The following is a 19,130-nucleotide window of genomic DNA, read 5'->3' as shown; positions in this document are numbered from 1 at the left end:
AAATTCTAACTAACTGTGTTATACTGTCTGCTTCGTTTTCTTCACCGCGTCAGCAGCGAAGAACCGAACTATACGCCTACCTACAAAACCAGTCAACACATTTCACAAAATTATTTTCTGAAATTTAATCACTTCCCTGTTTTAACAGGGTTTTTATTTCTAAAAAAATACTATCAAACTCCCACACTATCCATACATACAAAAAAATACAAACTAAAGGCCGTCTGAAATGCTCTTTCAGACGGCCTTTTGAGGTTTCTATATCTATATTTTAGTCGGCGAACTGTTTTTTCATTCGTTCGCGTCGCTCTTGCGCTTCTACGGACAATGTCGCGGTCGGACGTGCCAGCAGGCGCTTGAGGCCGATGGGTTCGCCGGTATCGGCACAGAAACCGTAATCGCCTTCGTCAATACTGCGGAGAGTCGCTTGCACTTTATTGAGAAGTTTACGCTCGCGATCGCGGGTGCGCAGTTCTAAAGCGTATTCTTCTTCTTGAGTAGCTCGGTCGGCTGGATCGGGAGCGGATTCGTGCTCTTGAAGATGGCCGGTAGTGGTGTTTGCATTTTCAATCAGTTCTTCTTGCATTTTAACCAGTAGTTCGCGGAAGAAGGCCAATTGGTCGCTGTTCATGTAGTCCTCTTCAGGACCATCCCAGTTTAAAATATCTTGTTCTGTCAGCTTTGCCATGGTGTCTGCTTTCGGTTTGTTGTTAATGATTTGGATGCTACGGGTTTGCTTTTATTGGGTTTTCTTGAATTTCCGTTTTGGAAATTGGGCGAATCATATCATGTTTTACCTATTCATTTGTTCTTTATATTTCGATTTGCACTTTTTTGCACTACCTTACGCCTAAATATATTAATACGCTTTTTAGGACGTTGTATTTTTGGTCGTTAATACCTGCTGCGCTTTCAGACGGCCTATTGAAGCAAACATAGGTTGGTTTGCTGGATAAGTTGGGGAAACCATCGGGCCAGCCACAACCATAATAAGAGTGCCAACAGACTGCCTGAAAAATCGTATCGTCCTGCGCGTAAGAAGGAAAACGGTTTGAGCAATGGCTGCAGAATTCGTTCGATGGCATAAGCCAACGGGGAATAGCGGCCCTGTATGCTGCTCACCATTCTAATAATCAGACCAATAAGTAATGTATAGGCCGCGGCTTTCAGCATATGGAGTGCGGCAAACCAGAAGTTTGCCAAAATCAGCTTATTGCTGATGGACAGCGCCGGCGAGATGAAAATAATGGCGGTACAGGCAAGGTAGTACACCAGAAAACCTGCGGGCAGGCAGTACCAATCGGTTTTCTCGCCGGATGGGAATGCTTTTTGCCAAGGTTTGGTCAGCCAGCCTGTTGCCTGTATGCTGAATTTGAGCAGGGGGTGTTCTGCTGCCAATCCTGCGTATCGGAGCAAAAAGCGCGTGATACACAGGATGGCAATAGCGTCTGCCAATAATAAGAGCAAGTCGCCGCGCATGTTCAGACGGCCTTATATTGTTGCGCCATTTCTTGCGAACGTTTGACGCAGGCTTCTACGCCCTGTTCGATGGCTTCGGCAACGTGACGGGCTTTGAAGGTTTCGATGGCTTCGTGTGTCGTGCCACCTTTGGAAGTCACGTTTTGCTGTAATTGTGCAAATGCTTCGCCGGTCTGTTCGGCCAAAGCCACTGCGCCTTTAAATGTAGCAAGGCTCAGTTCGCGTGCGTCTTGTTCGTTGAAACCTTGTGCCAAAGCCGCATTTTGGAGCGCGCCCAAAAGATAGAAAACATAGGCGGGGCCGCTGCCGCTGATGCCGGTAATATTGTGGAGTTGATCTTCCTCGTTCAGCCAAACGGTTGTACCGACAGAGCGCATGATGCCGTCGGCGGCTGTACGGTCAGCTTCTGAAACGCCTGCATCGGCAAACATACCGGATACGCCTAAACCGATTTTGGCCGGCGTATTGGGCATGATGCGCACGATACGGCGTGTGCCGCCCAGATACTGGCTGAGGGTATCGATGGACAAACCTGCCGCTACGGACAACACCAGCGCGCCATTCAAACGGATGTTTTGACAGGCTGCCTGCATGTCTTGCGGTTTAACAGCGAGAATGAGGACATCGTCCGCACTCAATTCGGGCAGGTTTTCAGAAGTGGCTACGCCCAATTCTTGTACCAGTTGCTCCCGTCTTTCGGCGCCGCGTTCGACAATGTGGACACGATAGCCGTCTTGTTTGACCAAACCGCCTGCAATGGCAGTCGCCATATTGCCGCCGCCGAGAAAATAGATATTCATATATATGTCACTCCTTTGTGATATCGATCAAGCCGTCTGAAACTGCTGTCTGCCCTGTTCAGACGGCCTATTACTTTTATTGAGGATAATGCCGCTTGCCGAAAATCGCGCTGCCGATGCGGACATGGGTTGCGCCGCATTCTACCGCGATTGGCATATCTCCGGACATCCCCATAGACAAAACATCTGCTTCGACGCCTGCCGCGTTCAACTCAGCCAACAGCCGCTGCATGGTATGAAACTGGCTGCGCAACTCATCATCGCTGCTGTCGGCCTTGGCCACACACATCAATCCGCGCACTTTAATATTCGGCAACTTGGCCACTTCAAGGGCCAGCGCAACCGCTTCAGTGGGCGCTACGCCGTGTTTTGCTTCTTCCGCGGCAATGTTCACTTCAATGCACACCTGCAACGGCGGCATTTCAGACGGCCTTTGTTCACTCAAGCGCCGCGCCGTTTTCAGACGGCCTATCGTATGCACCCAATGTGCGCGTTCGGCCACAAATTTGGTTTTATTAGACTGCACATCGCCGATAACGTGCCAAACAATATCCGGCAAATCGGCCAGCGTTTCCGTTTTTTCAAACCATTCCTGAATATAGTTCTCGCCGAAATCGCGCTGACCGGCCGCATACACTTCGCGAATATCGTCTGCTGGAAACGTCTTGCTGACCGCCACCAGCTTCACCGCATCCGCAGACCGTCCTGCAGCCTCAGCCGCCTGTTCAACCGCCCGGCATACGTCCTGATAGTTTTGTTGCAATACCGACATGGTTTTCTCCTTTAACCCGTTCATCACTCGGCATTTTGAAAATTTTACTTGGTCGAACGGATTTATCTATTTAAAATAAAGCGATTTTATTATTCTAAACCAAAACAAGGCCACATTATGCAGATTACCGACTTACTCGCGTTCGGCGTGAAAAACAAAGCCTCCGACCTCCATTTGAGTTCGGGCATTTCCCCCATGATACGCGTACACGGCGACATCCGCCGCATCAACCTGCCCGAGATGAGCTCGGAAGAAGTCGGCACCATGATTACCTCGGTCATGAACGACCACCAGCGCAAGCTCTATCAACAGGATTTTGAAGTCGATTTCTCATTTGAGCTGCCTAATGTTGCCCGTTTCCGCGTCAACGCCTTTATGACCGAACGCGGCCCGGCCGCCGTATTCCGTACCATTCCGAGCACCGTCCTGACGCTGGAAGAATTGCGTGCGCCGCGCATTTTCCAAAAAATTGCCGAAAATCCGCGCGGTTTGGTCTTGGTAACCGGCCCGACCGGTTCGGGTAAATCCACCACGCTGGCGGCGATGGTCAACTACATCAACGAAACCCAACCGGCCCACATTCTGACCATCGAAGACCCGATTGAGTTCGTCCATCAAAGCAAAAAAGCGCTCATCAACCAGCGCGAGCTGCATCAGCACACCCACAGCTTCACCAACGCCCTACGTTCCGCCCTGCGCGAAGACCCAGACGTGATTTTGATCGGTGAGATGCGCGACCCTGAAACCATCTCCCTCGCCCTGACCGCCGCCGAGACCGGCCACTTGGTTTTCGGCACGCTGCACACAACAGGCGCCGCCAAAACCATCGACCGTATTGTCGACGTATTCCCTGCAGGCGAAAAAGAAATCGTGCGCTCCATGTTGTCCGAATCCTTGCGCGCCATCATTTCCCAAACCCTGCTGAAAACCCGCGACGGCAACGGCCGCGTCGCCGCACACGAAATCCTGATTTCCACACCGGCCGTGCGCAACCTCATCCGCGAGAACAAAATCGCCCAAATCAACGCCGCCCTCCAAACCGGTCAGGCCCACGGTATGCAAACCCTCGATCAAGCCCTGCAAACCCTTGTCCGCCAAGGCACCATCAGCCCCGAGCTGGCACGCAGCAAGGCGCAAAACATCGAAAACCTCTCTGTTTTCTAAACCATACCCAGGCCGTCTGAACCCCATCATCCCGTTTTCAGACGGCCTTTGAGCCTGACCGAATACCCGTTTTAAAGAGAATCATCATGAGCGACCTCGCCCCTCTGCACGACCTGTTAAGCGAAATGGTGCAAGCCTACTCACAAAAAAACCAAGCACCGCACATCCCCACCCCGGCCGAAATCGGCACACATCTTCATCCCCTGCTCGACCGCATGTGTGAAGAGGCCGAAAAACGCAACGCGTCCGACATCTTCATCAGCGCAGGCTTTCCTCCTGCCATTAAAGTCGGCGGCACCCTCACGCCCATGCCCCACAAAGCGCTGACCGGCGCGGACACCGCCGCCATCGCCGAATCCACCATGAACCCCGACCAACTCGAAGCCTTCAACCGCGACTGGGAAATCAACTATTCCGTCCAATCGCGCAGCAACACACGCTACCGCGTCAACGCCTACCACGAGCAAGGCCGCGTCGGCATGGTATTGCGCCGCGTCAGCCAAGACATTCCCGAGATGAAAACCCTCGGTTTGCCCGAAAAGCTCCAAGAGCTTGCACTCGCGCCACGCGGCCTGCTGATCCTCGCCGGCCCGACCGGTTCGGGTAAGTCCACCACCATGGCCTCCATGCTCAACTACCGCAACCAAAAGCTGCCCGGCCATATCGTCACCATCGAAGATCCCATCGAGTTTATCTACAAACCTTGCCGCAGCATCTTCACCCAGCGCGAAATCGGCATCGATACCGACAACTGGAAAATTGCCGTTCAAAGCGCCATGCGTCAAGCACCCGATGTCGTCTGTATCGGCGAAGTCCGCAGCGAAGAAAGCATGGAATACGCCCTTCAACTGGCTCAAACCGGCCATCTGTGCGTTTTCACCATCCATGCCAGTACGGCCTCCCAAACCATCGAGCGCATTATCAACTTCTATCCGGAAGACCGCCGCCAACAGGTTTTGATGGATTTGGCGTTAAACCTCGTCGGCATCATCGGCCAACGCCTCACCATCAAGAAAAACCGCCAACGCACGGCCGTTACCGACCTCCTGCTCAACACTCCGGCCATGCAGGACTTGATTTTCAAAGGCGAATTGCTGGAAATCCGCGACCTGATGGCACGCTCCGGCAGCAACGGCATGCAGACGTTCGACCAAAACCTCTTCAACCTCTACGCACAAGGCCAAATCGAACTCAGCGAAGCCCTGCGCCAAGCGGTATCCGCCAACGATTTGCGCCTGCGCATTCAAATGCACGACGAGGGCAACAATACCGAGCGTCTCTACGACCGCATCAGCGACCTCAACCTGATGACCTAATGGCGTAAGCCAAAAAAGGCCGTCTGAACAGATGTGGAAACGAAATCAAGTATTTCCCCATATCCGTTCAGACGGCCTTATCCTATTTCAAGCATTCTGAAACCGACTGAAAATCCTGTTAAAATCCAATCATTCATCTCATAACAAATAAAACAACCCAATCATGAAAACTCCGCCGCTCAAACCTCTGATCATTGCCTCCCTGCCCGTCTTCACCAGCGTGTTCATCGCCGCCACCCTCGTTTGGCACTTCAACACGCCCAAGCTCGTCATGCCCTTCGTACTCGGCATTATTGCCGGCGGTTTAGTCGATTTGGACAACCGCCTCACAGGCCGTCTGAAAAACATCGTCATCACCGTTGCCCTGTTCACCCTCTCCTCGCTGCTTGCCCAAAGCACCATCGGCACAGGCGTTCCCTTCATCTTGGCCATGACCCTAATGACTTTCGGCTTCACCATCCTCGGCACCGTCGGCCTCAAATACCGCACCTTCGCTTTCGGTGCGCTCGCCGTCGCCACCTACACCACGCTGACCTACACACCCGAAACCTACTGGCTGACCAACCCCGTCATGATTCTGTTGGGCACTGTCCTATACAGCGTCAACACCCTGATCTTCCAAATCATCCTGCCCCACCGCCCCGTCCAAGAAACCGTCGCCAACGCCTACGACGCACTCAGCAACTACTTCGATGCCAAAGCCGACTTTTTCGATCCCGACGAAGCCGCATGGTTGGGCAACCGCCAAATCGACTTGGCCATGAGCAACACCAGCGTGATTACTGCCTTCAACCAATGCCGCGGCGCACTTTTCTACCGATTGCGCGGCCAACACCGCCATCCGCGTACCGCCAAAATGCTGCGCTACTACCTCTGTGCGCAAGACATGCACGAACGCATCAGCTCCGCCCACGTCGATTACAGCGAAATGGCCGAGCAGCTCAAAAACACCGACCTCATCTTCCGCATCCGCCGCCTGCTTGAAATGCAAGGCCAGGCGTGCCGCAACGTTGCCGCCTCCCTGCGCAACAACAAACCCTACGCATACAGCAAACGCCTTGGCCGCGCCATGGAAGGCTGCCGCCAATCCCTCAGCCATTTTGCCGAGACCCATGCCGACAATGCCAACCTCCACAATATCCGCCGTCTGCTCGACAATCTCAGCAGCGTCGATTACCAACTGCGGCAACTGCAAAACGATGCGTCCCTTGCCGAAAACGACAACGCCGACACCCGCATTGCCGCCCTTGAAAACACCAAGTTCCGCAATATCGGCGAAACCGTCCTCAGCCAGCTCAATTTCGAATCCGGCGTCTTCCGCCATGCCACCCGCCTCTCCATCGTCGTGGCCGCGGCCTGCATCATTGTCGAAATCCTCCATCTCAACCTCGGCTACTGGATTCTGCTGACCGCCCTTTTCGTCTGCCAGCCTAACTACACCGCCACCAAAAGCCGCGTGTACCAACGCATTGCCGGCACGATTCTCGGCGTGATTGTCGGTTCGCTCGTCCCCTACTTCACCCCGTCTGTTGAAACCAAGCTCTGGATTGTCATCGCCAGCACCACCCTGTTCTTCATGACCCGAAGCTACAAATACAGCTTCTCCACATTCTTCATCACCATCCAAGCCCTGACCAGCCTTTCGCTTGCCGGTTTGGACGTGTACCACGCCATGCCCATCCGCATCATCGACACCATCGTCGGTTCCGTTATCGCATGGGCCGCCGCCACCTACCTCTGGCCCGATTGGCGTTACCTCACCCTCAGCCACACCGCCGCCCAGACCATCACTGCCAACGGCCGCTATCTCGACGCCATCCTCGACCAGCTGCAAAACGGCAGCCGCGACGATGTCGACTACCGCCTTACCCGCCGCCAAGCCCACGAAAGCACCGCCGCCCTCAGCAGCACCTTATCCGACATGAGCAGCAACCCGAAAAAATACCAAGACCGCCTGCAAGACGGTTTTACCCTGCTCAAAACCAGCTATGCACTGACCGGTCACATTTCCGCGCTCGGCGCATACCGCGACCAGGTTCATCACGACGGCAGCAATACCTTCGCCCCATATGCCCGCCTGACCCACCACATCGCCGAACTCCTCAAACAAATGCCGCAGACCGAACCGGCCACCTTCGATGCAAGCATCGAAGCCATCCGACAGGAATTTGCCGATTTGGAACAGACCGACAAAGAGCAGTCCCAACAAAACCAAATCCTCAAACACCAGCTCGACCTCATCATCCGCCAGCTTGCACCGTGTTATCAGGCATTGCACAGACAGTCGGATACGCAAACCGCCTAAACCGATAACACATTTCAACAAAATAAATAAGGCCGTCTGAAACCCGATTTGGATTTCAGACGGCCTTTATTCAGCCATCGAGATTAAAACCGATTATGCGCCGCGTTTTTCCAAAGCAGCAACGGCAGGCAACTCTTTGCCTTCCAAGAACTCAAGGAACGCACCGCCACCGGTGGAGATGTAGCTGATTTGGTCGGTTACGCCGAATTTGGCAATCGCCGCCAGCGTGTCGCCGCCGCCGGCAATCGAGAACGCATCGCTTTGGGCAATCGCTTCAGCCAATACTTTGGTACCGCCGGCAAATTGGTCAAATTCAAACACGCCGACCGGGCCGTTCCAAACGATGGTGCCTGCGGCTTTGAGCAGTTCGGCAAGCGCAGCGGCGGATTTCGGGCCGATGTCCAAAATCATGTCGTCTTCGGCAACGTCGGCAATGTCTTTCACCACAGCTTCCGCATCGGCGGCAAAGGCTTTAGCGACAACCACATCGGTCGGCAGCGGTACGGAGCCGCCTTTGGCCGCCATTTTCGCCATGATTTTTTTGGATTCTTCCACCAAATCGTGTTCGGCCAAAGATTTGCCGATGGCTTTGCCTTCTGCCAGTAAGAATGTGTTGGCAATACCGCCACCGACGATGAGTTGGTCGACTTTGTCCGCCAGCGATTCGAGGATGGTCAGCTTGGTGGACACTTTGCTGCCGGCAACGATGGCAACCATCGGATGAGCCGGTTGTTTCAGGGCTTTGCCCAAAGCGTCGAGTTCGCCCGCCATCAACACGCCTGCGCAGGCAACCGGTGCGGCTTGGGCAACGGCTTCAGTCGAAGCTTGGGCGCGGTGGGCGGTACCGAATGCGTCGTTGACGAACACGTCGCACAAAGAAGCGTAGGCTTTGCCCAGCTCCAAGTCGTTTTTCTTCTCGCCTTTGTTGATGCGCACGTTTTGCAGCATCACGACATCACCGGCGTTCAAAGTCGGTTTGTTTTCACGCCAGTCGTTCAATACTTTCACGTCTTTGCCCAACAGTTTGCCCAAATGCGCGGCAACAGGCGCTACATCGTCTTCAGGATGGAATTCGCCTTCGGTCGGACGGCCGAGGTGGGTCATCACGATCACAGACGCGCCGTTGTCCAAGCAGTATTTGATGGATGCGAGCGAAGCGCGGATACGGGTGTCGTCGCTGATGTTGCCGTCTTTGAACGGTACGTTCATATCGGCGCGGATCAGAACGGTTTTGCCTTGAACATTTTGTTCGGTCAGTTTCAAAAATGCCATGATGATTCCTTTGTGATGGTTGGGAACGGGAATGTTTGGGATTATCCGCGAATGAGGCGCGACGGTAAAGATTGGCAATGGCCGCGCTTGATGTGAATCAGCAGATAAAGCCGCAGGCCGTCTGAAACATTCGGCCAATCTTTGCAGATTTCCGCTATACTTTGGCGATTGATTTTCATTTTACGGATTGAACCATGTTACGCCGAATTGCTTTAATGCTTGCCTTCGCGCTGCCTGCCGCTTCATGGGCGCAGACGCTTTCTGAAACCCTGCCCAACGGTCTGAAAATCATCGTCAAAGAAGACCACCGCGCGCCTGTGGCCGTTTCGCAGATTTGGTACAAAATCGGCAGCGTGGATGAAAAACCGGGCAAAAGCGGCCTGAGCCACGCTTTGGAACACATGATGTTTAAAGGCACGAAAGACGTTCCCTCCGGTGAATTCAACCGCCGCGTGTCCGAGCTGGGCGGACAAAACAATGCCTATACCAACCGAAATGAAACGGTGTATTACGAAAACGTCGCCGCCGCCAACCTGCCCGAGATTCTGAAGCTCGAAGCCGACCGCATGCACAACCTCAACTTCAGCGACAAAGAATTCCTCAACGAGATGAACGTCATCCGTGAAGAACGCCGCCTGCGCACGGAAGACACAGCCGACGGCAAAATGTGGGAACAAGCCTATCTTGCCGCCTTTACCCAACCGTCCATGCGCGCCTCCGTCATCGGCTACATGAAAGATTTGCACACCCTCAAAGCCGACGACCTGCGCGCGTGGTACAAACAATATTACGCGCCCAACAATGCCGTATTGGTCATTGTCGGCGATGTCGATGCCAAACAAACGCTTCAGACGGCCGCCAAACTCTTTGGCGATATTCCGGCCAAAGCCCAGCCGCCGCGCAACAAACTGAATACCGAACCCTATTTGCGCAAACCTGTTACAGTCAAAGCCACTTCTCCGGTCACACACCAGCCGCTGATTGCCATCAACTTCCGTGTGCCGAAACTCCAAAAACTCGATGACACGATGCCTTTTGCCCTCGATATCCTCTCCGATATTTTGGCAGGCAACGCATCCAGCCGTTTTGACAAAAACCTCGTGCGCGGCAAGCAAACCGCATTGAGCGCAGGAACGCATTACGACATCATCAGCCGCGAAATGCCGCTGTTCAGCGTAATAGCCATGCCTGCCGAAGGCGTGAAAGCCGATACCTTGATTACCCAATTGCGCCAAGAAATCAAAGACATTGCCGATCACGGCGTTTCCGAAGAAGAATTGCAGCGCGTCAAAACCCAGGCAGCGGTCAACGAAATCTACGCCAAAGACTCCATGTCTTCCCAAGCCTCCATGATGGGCCGCCTCGAAGCGCGCGGTTTCCAATATACCGACGAACAAGAAATCCACCGCCGCCTGCAGGCCGTCAGCGTGCAAGAAGTACAGGCCGCAGCCCGGATGTTGACCGACGAGCGCATGAGTACCGTCATCATCGAACCGCAAAAACCTGCCGCCGCGCCAAGCAAAAAAGCTGCCAAACGCCGATAAACATCAGGCCGTCTGAAAGCCCATACCCTTTCAGACGGCCCTAACAGAAAGCCACAACATGAAACCCACCCTGCTCGCCCTTGCCCTACTCCTGCCCTTAAGCGTCCAAGCCGCCACCGACATCCAACGCTGGCGCAACCGCGACGGCACCCAAATCCTCCTTGTCGAACGCCACGAAAACCCCATCATCGACCTTGAAGTCAGCTTCAAGGGCGCAGGCAGCGTCGCCAATCCGGACGGCAAAAGCCAAGTTGCCGAATTTACCGCCGCCCTCCTGATCGACGGCACCCAAGAGCTGGACGAAGAAGCCTTCAATGCCGAAGCCGACAACATCGGCGCACAAATCAGCAGCGACAGCAATGCCGAGAGCGCGTCCGCAGGCTTCCGCAGCCTCAGCAAAGCCGACATCCGCGACAAAGCCGCCAACTTGCTCAACCACTCGCTGACCCGTCCGCGCTTTGACGAAGCCGTTTTCCGCCGCCGTCAAATCCAATCCATTACCGGCTTGCAACAACAAGAAACCACCCCCGACTACACCGCCACGCGCGAACTGACCAAACTCATCTACCCGAAACACCCCTACGGCAGCGGCGCAAACATAACCGTTGACAGCCTCAAACGAGTTAGTCTGGACGACATCCGCGCCTTCCACCGCACCCACTACGGCAAAGACAACGCCATCGTCGCCATCGTCGGCGACCTCAACCGCAAACAGGCAGAGCAACTGGTCGATCGCGTCCTCAAAGACCTGCCGGCCAAAGCCACCGCAACCCACGCCATCCCGCCCGTTCCCAAACAAACCGCCCAACGCCGCGACATCCCCTTTGCCGGCACACAAGCACAAGTCCTGCTCGGCACCTCCCTCATCAAACGCCACGACCCCGACTACTACGCCCTCGTTGCCGGCAACTACATCCTCGGCGGCGGCGGTTTCGACAGCCACCTCATGAAAGTTTTGCGCGACCAACACGGCTACACCTACGGCGTATACAGCAGCCTCGCCCCGGCGACAGAAGAAGGCACGTTTGCCGTTTCCTACTCCACCCAAAAGAAAAACACCAAAGCCTCACTGGCCGATACCCAAGCCGTCATCGAACAGTTTATCGCCGAAGGCCCGACCGAAGCCGAGCTGAAACAAGCCAAAGCCAACATCGTCGGCAGCTTCCCCCTGCGCTACGACTCCAACGACAAACTGCTCAACTACCTGAGCCTGATCGGCCTCTACGACCTGCCCAACGACTACTTGGAAGCCTATCCCAAAGCCATCAACAGCCTGACCGTCGAACAAGTCCGCGACGCATGGCAACGCCGCATCAAATTCAAAGACCTCAACACCGTCGTTGTCGGTGCAGAATAAAACGCTTTAAAACAACAGGCCGTCTGAAAGATTTTTCAGACAGCCTGTTTTCTTAATTATTCAAATCGTTTATGTTATCGTGATACAATCACTTGTTTTTTCAATTTTTGATCGTAAAAGGAATATATTTTATGAAAACTTACAAAATATTCAAAAATCCGACAGGTCAATATGAAGCTGTCAAACAAGGTTGGTCTTGGCCTGCATTTTTCTTTGGCGGCATCTGGGCATGCGTGAAAAAAATATGGGGCTTGGGTATCGGAATCTTTGTTGTATTTATAATTTTGAATTTAATCGCCGGTGACAATCAGGCCATGGGAAGCCTTGTCAGCGCACTTGGCTTCGGTGTAGGCATTGTACTTGGCTTACAAGGCAACAAATTGCGTGAAGGAAATCTGAGAAAACGTGGCTATCAAGAAGCGCCTAAAGTCATTCAGGCCAGCAATCCTGAAGCTGCTGTTGCACAATACATTTCTGAATACGAAAAATAAATCGGATTCTTAAAATGAAAAGGCCGTCTGAAACCCAAATCTCAGGTTTCAGACGGCCTTTTTTAACCGGTCAATTACTTATTCAACCGTTACTGATTTAGCCAAGTTGCGCGGTTTGTCCACATCTGTACCGCGTGCAAGGGCGGCGTGGTAAGACAGGAGTTGCACGGGGATGGTGTGCACAATCGGCGAGAGTACGCCGACGTGGCGTGGGGCGCGGATAACGTGCACGCCTTCGGTGGCGTTGAAGTTGCTGTCGAGGTCGGCGAAGACGAAGAGTTCGCCGCCGCGTGCGCCGACTTCCTGCATATTGGCTTTTACTTTGTCCAACAGGCTGTCGTTCGGGGCAATCACGACAACAGGCATGTTCTCGTCCACCAAGGCCAACGGGCCGTGTTTCAACTCACCCGCAGGATAAGCTTCGGCGTGGATATAGGTAATCTCTTTCAGCTTCAATGCGCCTTCAAGAGCGATTGGGAAGTGGATGCCGCGACCCAGGAAGAGTGCGCTGGTTTTCTTGGCAAATTTTTGCGCCCAAGCGGCGATTTGCGGCTCAAGATTGAGAACGTGCTGAATGCTGCCCGGCAGTTGACGCAATTCTTCAACGTATTCACGCGCCTGTTCATCGGAAACCAGACCACGTTGTTTGCCCAAGGTAACGGCCAAGCCGAACAGGACAACCAGTTGGGTCGTGAATGCTTTGGTAGAGGCAACGCCGATTTCTGCGCCGGCGCGTGTGTACAGTACCAATTCGCTTTCACGCGGCAGGGCGGATTCCATCACGTTACAAATAGACAGGCTGTGTTTGTGTCCCAAGGATTGCGCGTATTTTAGGGCTTCCATGGTGTCCAAAGTTTCGCCGGATTGGGAAATGGTGATGACCAATTGTTTCGGATCGGCAATCACGTCGCGGTAGCGGTATTCGCTGGCGATTTCCACGTCGGTCGGCACTTTGGCGATGGATTCGAACCAGTATTTGGCGGTCAGCGCGGCATAGTAGGACGTACCGCAAGCAAGAATTTTGATGCTGTGGATATCGTCGAACACTTCGCGGGCGTTGGCGCCGAAGTTTTCAGGTTCGAAACCGCCGTCCAAGAAGACTTCGGCAGTATCGGCGATGGCGCGGGGCTGTTCGTGGATTTCTTTTTGCATGAAGTGGCTGTATGGGCCCAATTCCAAAGAAGCCAAAGACAATTCGGACACTTTAATCGCGCGCTCGGTTTGCGCACCGGTTTTGTCGAGCAGTTTTTCGATACCGTTTGCGTTCAGCAGGGCGATGTCGCCGTCTTCCAAGTAAGCGATGCGGCGGGTAAAGGCGATCACGGCGGATACGTCGGAAGCGATAAAGGTTTCTTGGTCGCCCAAGGCCACCAACAACGGGCAGCCCATGCGTGCAACAACCATTTGTTCAGGGTTGTCTTGTGCGATAACGGCAATAGCGTATGCACCGTGGAAACGGGCAGTCGCAGCTTGGACGGCTTCAAACAGTTTGCCGCCGTTTTGTGTGTATTCGTGGTTGACACTGTGGGCGATGACTTCGGTATCAGTTTGCGATTCGAAGGTGTAACCCAACGCTTTCAGGCGTTCGCGTTCGGCTTCAAAGTTTTCGATGATGCCGTTGTGGACAACCGCGATCATACCGCCGGAAATATGAGGGTGGGCGTTAGGCTCGGTTACACCGCCGTGGGTTGCCCAACGGGTATGGCCGATGCCGATATGGCCGAACACGCCTTTTTCGCGTGCCGCATCTTCCATCAGCTGCACACGGCCGACGCGGCGGACGCGTTTGATTTTGCCGTCCATGTTTACGGCGATACCCGACGAATCGTAGCCTCGGTATTCAAGGCGTTTGAGACCGTCGGTCAGAAAATCGACTACATTGTGATTGGCGCGAATAGCACCTACGATACCGCACATATAAGTTCCTTAGTATCAAAAGTTTGAGAAAATGACTGCTGCTCCGGCTCCCGAAAGCGGCAGTCGGAAAACGCCGTTTTATATTCATTGAAACGGCAAATCTGGGTTTCAGACGGCCTGTTGTTTCTCAAGGCCGTCTGAAAACAAATAAAAGATCAACCTTACTTCTTATCGCCTTTTTCCGGACGCACCCAGCCTTCGATGACGGTTTGGCGCGAACGGGCGAGAACGAGTTTGCCGTCTTCACAGTTGCGGGTAATCGCGCTGCCCGCGCCTGTCGTTACTTTGTTGCCTAGGGTAACGGGGGCAACCAGTACGCAGTTTGAACCGATGCGCACTTCGTCGCCGATGACGGTTTTGTGTTTGTTCACGCCGTCGTAGTTGGCAATAATCGTGCCGGCGCCGAAGTTGGTTTTGCTGCCGATCTCGGCATCACCGATGTAGGTGAGATGGTTGGCTTTGGTACCGTTGCCAATGGTGGCGTTTTTGACTTCGACGAAGTTGCCGATGTGTACGTCGTCGGCCAGTTTGGCTTGCGGACGCAGACGGGCGTATGGGCCGATTTGGTTGTTTTCGCCGACTTCGCAACCTTCAAAATGGGAGAATGGGGCGATTTTGGTGTTGGCACCGATTTTGGCGTTTTTGATCACGCAGTTGGCACCGATTTCGACGTTGTCGCCGAGTTCGACTTCGCCTTCGATGACGACGTTGACGTCAATCACGACATCTTGTCCGTGTTTCAGACGACCTCGTAAATCGAAACGTGCCGGATCGCGCAAGGTTACGCCTGCTTTGAGCAATTCTTGCGCCTGTTCGGTTTGGAAGATACGCTCGAGTTCGGCCAGTTGGAGTTTGTTGTTCACGCCGGCGGCCAGATGGGAGGCGCGGACTTGGACGGGATGAACTTTGATGCCGTCGGCAACGGCTTTGGCGATGAGGTCGGTCAGGTAGTATTCGCCTTGGGCATTGTTGCTGGAAAGGCTGTTCAACCAAGCTTCGAGTTTGGCGTTGGGCAGAACCAAAATGCCGGTATTGATTTCTTTCACGGCTTTTTGGGCGGCATCGGCGTCTTTTTCTTCGACAATGGCGGTTACGCTGCCGTTGCTGTCGCGGATGATACGGCCCAAACCTGTCGGATCGTTAGGCACGTCGGTCAACAGGCCGACTTCGTCGCCTGCGGCTTCGAGCAGGGTTTCGAGGGTGGCTGCGTCAATCAGGGGAACGTCGCCGTACAACACCAGCGTGCGGCCTTCGGCAGACAGGTGCGGCAGGGCGGTTTTGACGGCGTGGCCGGTACCGAGCTGTTCGGTTTGTTCAACCCAAACGACATCACGTTTGACGGTGTCCAAGACTTGCTCTTTGCCGTGGCCGATGACGACGCAGATGTTTTGGGGATTCAGGGAGGCGGCGGTGTCGATAACGCGCTCAACCATGGGAAGGCCGCCGATGCGGTGCAGCACTTTGGGCATTTTGGAGTACATGCGCGTGCCTTTGCCGGCGGCGAGGATGACGATATTTAAAGCTGTCTGAGCCATGATACGGTTTCCGTTGTCGTTGTTTGAGGCCGTCTGAAAAGTGGGACAACTAATGTTGATTGTTTTTCACTCCGTTTCAGACGGCCTTGGGGATATTGTTATTCGGTTGCTGGCTGTTGGTTGGCAAATTGCGGTTTTTGCCAGTGCTGGCCGCGTTCGCCGTGTTCGGCATGATCCGCTTGATGGGATTGGACGGCGCGGCGCTCGGGGCGGAACTGGTTGTAATTCATGTTTTTAGAATAAGTACCGTCCTGATAAACGATAGGTGTGCCGGTAGCATATTTTTGGCGTACGGCGGTACGGCCGGATTCGTTGGTGTAGGTTTCCCAAGAGCAACCGGCCAAAACGGCAGCGGCGGTCAGAATTAAAGCGAGTTTACGCATGATGTTGTCCTTGTTTTTAAATGTCGGCAATACCGTGTATTGTACTTGTTTTTTCAAAACTTCACGGCAGTTTTGTGCAAAATTCAAGCAAGCCCTGCATATCTTTCGCTATGCCGTCGGCAAATGGCAACGGATGGGCGTTTTTGCCATACCAAATGGTCTTCATGCCCAAGGCTTTGGCTTGGTGCAGATTGTCGGCGCTGTCGTCCACCATAATGCACTGTTCGGGTTTGACGCCCAACAGGCAGCAGACATTGAGATAGGCTTGCGGATTGGGTTTGTAGAGCAGGCCGAAGTCGTCCGTGCCGAACAAGCCGTCAAAATGCGCTTCCAAGCCCAACGCCTCAACCAATGCGCGGACATAAAACGACGGCCCGTTGGAAAATACGGCTTTTCGCCCTTTCAGACGGCCTAAAACGTCATCAGTTCCATCCATACCCTCCACCTTTGCCAAAATTTGCTTAAGCGGGTGACTTTCACGCAAAAATTCATCGATATCGACTTCGGGATGGTGGATTTGCAAACCGGCAAGCGTCGCGCCGTATCGGTGCCAATAATCTTGGCGCAGATGGGAGGCGGCTTCTTCGGAAAGTTTCAGACGGCCTGCCATGTATTCGGTCATGGCGCGGTTGATAATGTAGAAAATGCCTGCTTCGGCATTGTGCAAAGTATTGTCGAGGTCAAACAGCCAAACGGGAGAATGATTCATATCGTGCCTTGATATGCAGATTTTGTTATGATATTTCGTATTTTACCCGTACAAAGGAAAGAGAATGAAACTGAAATTGTCCGCCGTGGCTCTGTTGCTGGCTTCGGCAAACCTGTACGCCCAAACCGAAGTGCGTTTGGCCGTGCACAAATCCTTCAGCCTGCCCCAATCCGTCATCGCGCAATTTGAAAAAGCCAACGATGCCAAAGTGTCCGTCATCAAGGCCGGCAGCGGCAACGAAATGCTCAACAAGCTAATTTTGAGCAAGGCCAACCCGATTGCCGATGCGGTTTACGGTTTGGACAACGCCAACATCGGCAAAGCCAAAGCCGCCGGCATCCTCGCTGCCAACCAACCCAAATCCGCACCCGTAACCGCTTCCCTGCCCGATGCGCTGGCCGTTGATTACGCCTATGTCGCCATCAACTACGACAAAAAATGGTTTGAACAGAAAAAACTGCCTCTGCCGCAAACCCTGCAAGACCTGACCAAACCGGAATATAAAAACCTTTTGGTAACCCCGTCTCCCGCCACATCCTCGCCCGGCCTCTCCTTCCTCTTGGCCAACATCGGCGGCATGGGTGAAGAAGGCGCATTCAAATGGTGGGCGCAAATGCGCCAAAACGGCGTGAAAGTTGCCAAAGGCTGGAGTGAAGCCTACTACACCGACTTCACCCAAAACGGCGGCGCTTATCCCCTCGTGGTCAGCTATGCCACCAGCCCGGCGGCCGAAGTCCACTACTCCAAAGGCAAATACAACACCCCGCCCACCGGCAACCTCTTCCTCAAAGGAGGAACATTCCGCCAAGTTGAAGGCGCGGCCGTTTTGAAAGGCGCGAAGCAACCCGAACTGGCGGCCAAACTGGTGAGCTGGCTGCAAAGCGGCGAAGTGCAACAAGCCCTGCCTGCCGAAATGTGGGTCTATCCGGCTGCCAAAAACACGCCGCTGCCCAAAGTATTCGAGTTTGCCCAAACCCCGAAACACAGCGATTCCCCCAACCGCGCCGACATCAACACCAAACAAAAACAATGGGTGAGCCGTTGGAGCAAAACCGTTTTACGTTAAGCTGAAAAAGATTTAAGAAAGATTAAAGGCCGTCTGAAAAACCAAATCATTAGTTTTTCAGACGGCCTTGTTTTACAATGACCTTTTAAACAACTTCACACGCACACACAATTATGAATTTCGATCTTCAATCCCTCTCCCCCTTCTCCGGTTGGGAACAACTCGCCCAAACCGGCATGTCTTTCGGCACGAACCTGCTGGCCGCCTTAGCCATCTTCTTTATCGGCCGCTGGGTCACCACGCGCGTGGTGACACTGATGAAAACCGCACTGACGCGCGCCAAAGTCGATAAAACGCTGGTCAGCTTCCTCGGCAACGTCGCCAACATCGGCCTGCTGATCCTCATCATCATCGCCGCACTGGGCAAACTCGGCATTCCGACCACTTCCGTGACCGCCTTGATCGGTGGCGCAGGCTTGGCCGTGGCTTTGTCTTTGAAAGACCAACTGTCCAACTTCGCCGCCGGCGTGCTGATTATCCTGTTCCGCCCGTTTAAAGTCGGCGACTTTATCCGCGTCAACGGTTTTGAAGGTATCGTCCGAGAAATCAAAATGGTGCAGACCTCTTTGAGCACGCCGGACAACGAAGAAGTCGTCCTACCCAACAGCGTGGTCATGACCAACAGCATCACCAACCGCTCCTCCCTGCCCCTGTGCCGCGCCCAAGTCGTTGTCGGCGTCGATTACGCCTGCGACTTGAAAGCCGCCAAAGCCGCCGTATTGAGAGCGGCAACCGAGCATCCATTATGTGTTCAAACCGAAGAACGACCTGCCGTCGTATACATTACCAACCTTGGCGACAGCGCCATCGAAATCACCCTTTGGGCGTGGACGCAAGAAGAAAATCTCGGCCCATTCCGATTCGCCCTGAACGAGCAGATCGTCGAAAATCTGCGCGAAGCCAACATCAACATCCCATTCCCACAATGTGATGTCCACCTCATTCAGCCGAAAGACTGATTTCAGCTTTCAGGCCGTCTGAAACCCGGCGGGTCAAACGCCCGCCCCATTCCACCATTTC

Annotated in this window: 18 protein-coding genes; 8 read left to right on the top strand and 10 right to left on the bottom strand. The window is 53.8% G+C overall.

Annotated elements, in window-relative coordinates; translation table 11 throughout:
* Window positions 1-271: 271 nt before the first annotated feature.
* The 4 genes from dksA to ACTHTG_RS05915 all read right to left on the bottom strand — a co-directional run bounded on the left by dksA (window position 272) and on the right by ACTHTG_RS05915 (window position 3,051).
* Window positions 272-688, bottom strand: coding sequence for an RNA polymerase-binding protein DksA (gene dksA, locus ACTHTG_RS05930; RefSeq protein WP_004519243.1), 417 nt, complete (start codon window positions 686-688; stop codon window positions 272-274).
* Between the two features lie 233 nt (window positions 689-921).
* Window positions 922-1,479: a YggT family protein gene (locus ACTHTG_RS05925; RefSeq protein ID WP_004519242.1), complete on the bottom strand. Its 558-nt coding sequence runs from the start codon at window positions 1,477-1,479 to the stop codon at window positions 922-924.
* 2 nt (window positions 1,480-1,481) lie between these two features.
* A complete protein-coding gene (gene proC / locus ACTHTG_RS05920) occupies window positions 1,482-2,279 on the bottom strand; it encodes a pyrroline-5-carboxylate reductase (protein ID WP_004519241.1) in 798 nt (265 codons plus the stop codon).
* A 76-nt stretch (window positions 2,280-2,355) separates the two neighbouring features.
* The gene (locus ACTHTG_RS05915) at window positions 2,356-3,051 is read right to left on the bottom strand and encodes a YggS family pyridoxal phosphate-dependent enzyme (protein WP_039861911.1); all 696 of its coding nucleotides are present in this window, start codon (window positions 3,049-3,051) and stop codon (window positions 2,356-2,358) included.
* A gap of 117 nt (window positions 3,052-3,168) precedes the next feature.
* On the opposite strand from ACTHTG_RS05915, the gene ACTHTG_RS05910 reads away from it, so the two are divergent.
* The 3 genes from ACTHTG_RS05910 to yccS all read left to right on the top strand — a co-directional run bounded on the left by ACTHTG_RS05910 (window position 3,169) and on the right by yccS (window position 7,836).
* Window positions 3,169-4,215 carry a type IV pilus twitching motility protein PilT gene (locus ACTHTG_RS05910; RefSeq protein ID WP_004519239.1) on the top strand — a complete coding sequence of 349 codons (1,047 nt, stop codon included), beginning with the start codon at window positions 3,169-3,171 and terminating at the stop codon, window positions 4,213-4,215.
* Window positions 4,216-4,301: 86 nt separating this feature from the next.
* Window positions 4,302-5,531 (top strand): PilT/PilU family type 4a pilus ATPase, encoded by a 1,230-nt coding sequence (locus ACTHTG_RS05905; protein WP_039861910.1) that lies wholly within the window; start codon window positions 4,302-4,304, stop codon window positions 5,529-5,531.
* A 163-nt stretch (window positions 5,532-5,694) separates the two neighbouring features.
* Window positions 5,695-7,836, top strand: a complete 2,142-nt coding sequence (gene yccS, locus ACTHTG_RS05900) for a YccS family putative transporter (protein ID WP_070587821.1) — start codon at window positions 5,695-5,697, stop codon at window positions 7,834-7,836.
* 93 nt (window positions 7,837-7,929) lie between these two features.
* On the opposite strand, the gene ACTHTG_RS05895 is transcribed toward yccS, so the two are convergent.
* Both ACTHTG_RS05895 and ACTHTG_RS05890 read right to left on the bottom strand, forming a co-directional pair.
* A complete protein-coding gene (locus ACTHTG_RS05895) occupies window positions 7,930-9,108 on the bottom strand; it encodes a phosphoglycerate kinase (RefSeq protein ID WP_070848844.1) in 1,179 nt (392 codons plus the stop codon).
* Window positions 9,109-9,149: 41 nt separating this feature from the next.
* A complete protein-coding gene (locus ACTHTG_RS05890) occupies window positions 9,150-9,287 on the bottom strand; it encodes a hypothetical protein (RefSeq protein ID WP_440362638.1) in 138 nt (45 codons plus the stop codon).
* Window positions 9,288-9,302: 15 nt separating this feature from the next.
* On the opposite strand from ACTHTG_RS05890, the gene ACTHTG_RS05885 reads away from it, so the two are divergent.
* From ACTHTG_RS05885 to ACTHTG_RS05875, 3 genes are all read left to right on the top strand, one after another.
* Window positions 9,303-10,652, top strand: coding sequence for a M16 family metallopeptidase (locus tag ACTHTG_RS05885; RefSeq protein ID WP_308538598.1), 1,350 nt, complete (start codon window positions 9,303-9,305; stop codon window positions 10,650-10,652).
* 58 nt (window positions 10,653-10,710) lie between these two features.
* On the top strand, window positions 10,711-12,009 hold the full coding sequence (locus ACTHTG_RS05880) for a M16 family metallopeptidase (protein ID WP_308538597.1): 1,299 nt from the start codon (window positions 10,711-10,713) through the stop codon (window positions 12,007-12,009).
* Between the two features lie 131 nt (window positions 12,010-12,140).
* The gene (locus tag ACTHTG_RS05875; RefSeq protein WP_004519228.1) at window positions 12,141-12,500 is read left to right on the top strand and encodes a DUF2628 domain-containing protein; all 360 of its coding nucleotides are present in this window, start codon (window positions 12,141-12,143) and stop codon (window positions 12,498-12,500) included.
* A gap of 78 nt (window positions 12,501-12,578) precedes the next feature.
* Here ACTHTG_RS05875 and glmS read toward each other — a convergent pair whose 3' ends face one another.
* From glmS to ACTHTG_RS05855, 4 genes are all read right to left on the bottom strand, one after another.
* Complete coding sequence (gene glmS / locus ACTHTG_RS05870) at window positions 12,579-14,417, bottom strand: glutamine--fructose-6-phosphate transaminase (isomerizing) (protein WP_049335631.1); 1,839 nt, start codon at window positions 14,415-14,417, stop codon at window positions 12,579-12,581.
* A 161-nt stretch (window positions 14,418-14,578) separates the two neighbouring features.
* Window positions 14,579-15,952, bottom strand: a complete 1,374-nt coding sequence (glmU, locus tag ACTHTG_RS05865; RefSeq protein ID WP_049335633.1) for a bifunctional UDP-N-acetylglucosamine diphosphorylase/glucosamine-1-phosphate N-acetyltransferase GlmU — start codon at window positions 15,950-15,952, stop codon at window positions 14,579-14,581.
* Window positions 15,953-16,050: 98 nt separating this feature from the next.
* Window positions 16,051-16,335 (bottom strand): membrane lipoprotein lipid attachment site-containing protein, encoded by a 285-nt coding sequence (locus tag ACTHTG_RS05860; protein WP_049335838.1) that lies wholly within the window; start codon window positions 16,333-16,335, stop codon window positions 16,051-16,053.
* A 61-nt stretch (window positions 16,336-16,396) separates the two neighbouring features.
* Window positions 16,397-17,044: a pyrimidine 5'-nucleotidase gene (locus ACTHTG_RS05855; RefSeq protein ID WP_049335634.1), complete on the bottom strand. Its 648-nt coding sequence runs from the start codon at window positions 17,042-17,044 to the stop codon at window positions 16,397-16,399.
* A 64-nt stretch (window positions 17,045-17,108) separates the two neighbouring features.
* Between ACTHTG_RS05855 and ACTHTG_RS05850 the strand changes: the two genes are divergently transcribed.
* Window positions 17,109-18,110 carry a thiamine ABC transporter substrate-binding protein gene (locus tag ACTHTG_RS05850; RefSeq protein WP_049335636.1) on the top strand — a complete coding sequence of 334 codons (1,002 nt, stop codon included), beginning with the start codon at window positions 17,109-17,111 and terminating at the stop codon, window positions 18,108-18,110.
* A 113-nt stretch (window positions 18,111-18,223) separates the two neighbouring features.
* Entirely contained in the window at window positions 18,224-19,069 is an 846-nt protein-coding gene (locus tag ACTHTG_RS05845) for a mechanosensitive ion channel family protein (RefSeq protein WP_049335638.1), read from the top strand.
* The last annotated feature ends 61 nt before the right edge of the window (window positions 19,070-19,130 follow it).

It is taken from the genome of Neisseria sp. P0017.S009 (genome assembly GCF_051957375.1).
Taxonomy (GTDB): domain Bacteria; phylum Pseudomonadota; class Gammaproteobacteria; order Burkholderiales; family Neisseriaceae; genus Neisseria; species Neisseria perflava.
Note: the sequence above shows the minus strand (reverse complement) of the source record. Positions and strands in the feature narration are given on the sequence as shown.

What these genes read in the sequence shown, in the direction of transcription:
- dksA (WP_004519243.1), bottom strand. Translation starts at nt 688, where the DNA reads ATGGCAAAGCTGACAGAACAAGATATTTTAAACTGGGATGGTCCTGAA.
- ACTHTG_RS05925 (WP_004519242.1), bottom strand. Translation starts at nt 1,479, where the DNA reads ATGCGCGGCGACTTGCTCTTATTATTGGCAGACGCTATTGCCATCCTG.
- proC (WP_004519241.1), bottom strand. Translation starts at nt 2,279, where the DNA reads ATGAATATCTATTTTCTCGGCGGCGGCAATATGGCGACTGCCATTGCA.
- ACTHTG_RS05915 (WP_039861911.1), bottom strand. Translation starts at nt 3,051, where the DNA reads ATGTCGGTATTGCAACAAAACTATCAGGACGTATGCCGGGCGGTTGAA.
- ACTHTG_RS05910 (WP_004519239.1), top strand. Translation starts at nt 3,169, where the DNA reads ATGCAGATTACCGACTTACTCGCGTTCGGCGTGAAAAACAAAGCCTCC.
- ACTHTG_RS05905 (WP_039861910.1), top strand. Translation starts at nt 4,302, where the DNA reads ATGAGCGACCTCGCCCCTCTGCACGACCTGTTAAGCGAAATGGTGCAA.
- yccS (WP_070587821.1), top strand. Translation starts at nt 5,695, where the DNA reads ATGAAAACTCCGCCGCTCAAACCTCTGATCATTGCCTCCCTGCCCGTC.
- ACTHTG_RS05895 (WP_070848844.1), bottom strand. Translation starts at nt 9,108, where the DNA reads ATGGCATTTTTGAAACTGACCGAACAAAATGTTCAAGGCAAAACCGTT.
- ACTHTG_RS05890 (WP_440362638.1), bottom strand. Translation starts at nt 9,287, where the DNA reads ATGAAAATCAATCGCCAAAGTATAGCGGAAATCTGCAAAGATTGGCCG.
- ACTHTG_RS05885 (WP_308538598.1), top strand. Translation starts at nt 9,303, where the DNA reads ATGTTACGCCGAATTGCTTTAATGCTTGCCTTCGCGCTGCCTGCCGCT.
- ACTHTG_RS05880 (WP_308538597.1), top strand. Translation starts at nt 10,711, where the DNA reads ATGAAACCCACCCTGCTCGCCCTTGCCCTACTCCTGCCCTTAAGCGTC.
- ACTHTG_RS05875 (WP_004519228.1), top strand. Translation starts at nt 12,141, where the DNA reads ATGAAAACTTACAAAATATTCAAAAATCCGACAGGTCAATATGAAGCT.
- glmS (WP_049335631.1), bottom strand. Translation starts at nt 14,417, where the DNA reads ATGTGCGGTATCGTAGGTGCTATTCGCGCCAATCACAATGTAGTCGAT.
- glmU (WP_049335633.1), bottom strand. Translation starts at nt 15,952, where the DNA reads ATGGCTCAGACAGCTTTAAATATCGTCATCCTCGCCGCCGGCAAAGGC.
- ACTHTG_RS05860 (WP_049335838.1), bottom strand. Translation starts at nt 16,335, where the DNA reads ATGCGTAAACTCGCTTTAATTCTGACCGCCGCTGCCGTTTTGGCCGGT.
- ACTHTG_RS05855 (WP_049335634.1), bottom strand. Translation starts at nt 17,044, where the DNA reads ATGAATCATTCTCCCGTTTGGCTGTTTGACCTCGACAATACTTTGCAC.
- ACTHTG_RS05850 (WP_049335636.1), top strand. Translation starts at nt 17,109, where the DNA reads ATGAAACTGAAATTGTCCGCCGTGGCTCTGTTGCTGGCTTCGGCAAAC.
- ACTHTG_RS05845 (WP_049335638.1), top strand. Translation starts at nt 18,224, where the DNA reads ATGAATTTCGATCTTCAATCCCTCTCCCCCTTCTCCGGTTGGGAACAA.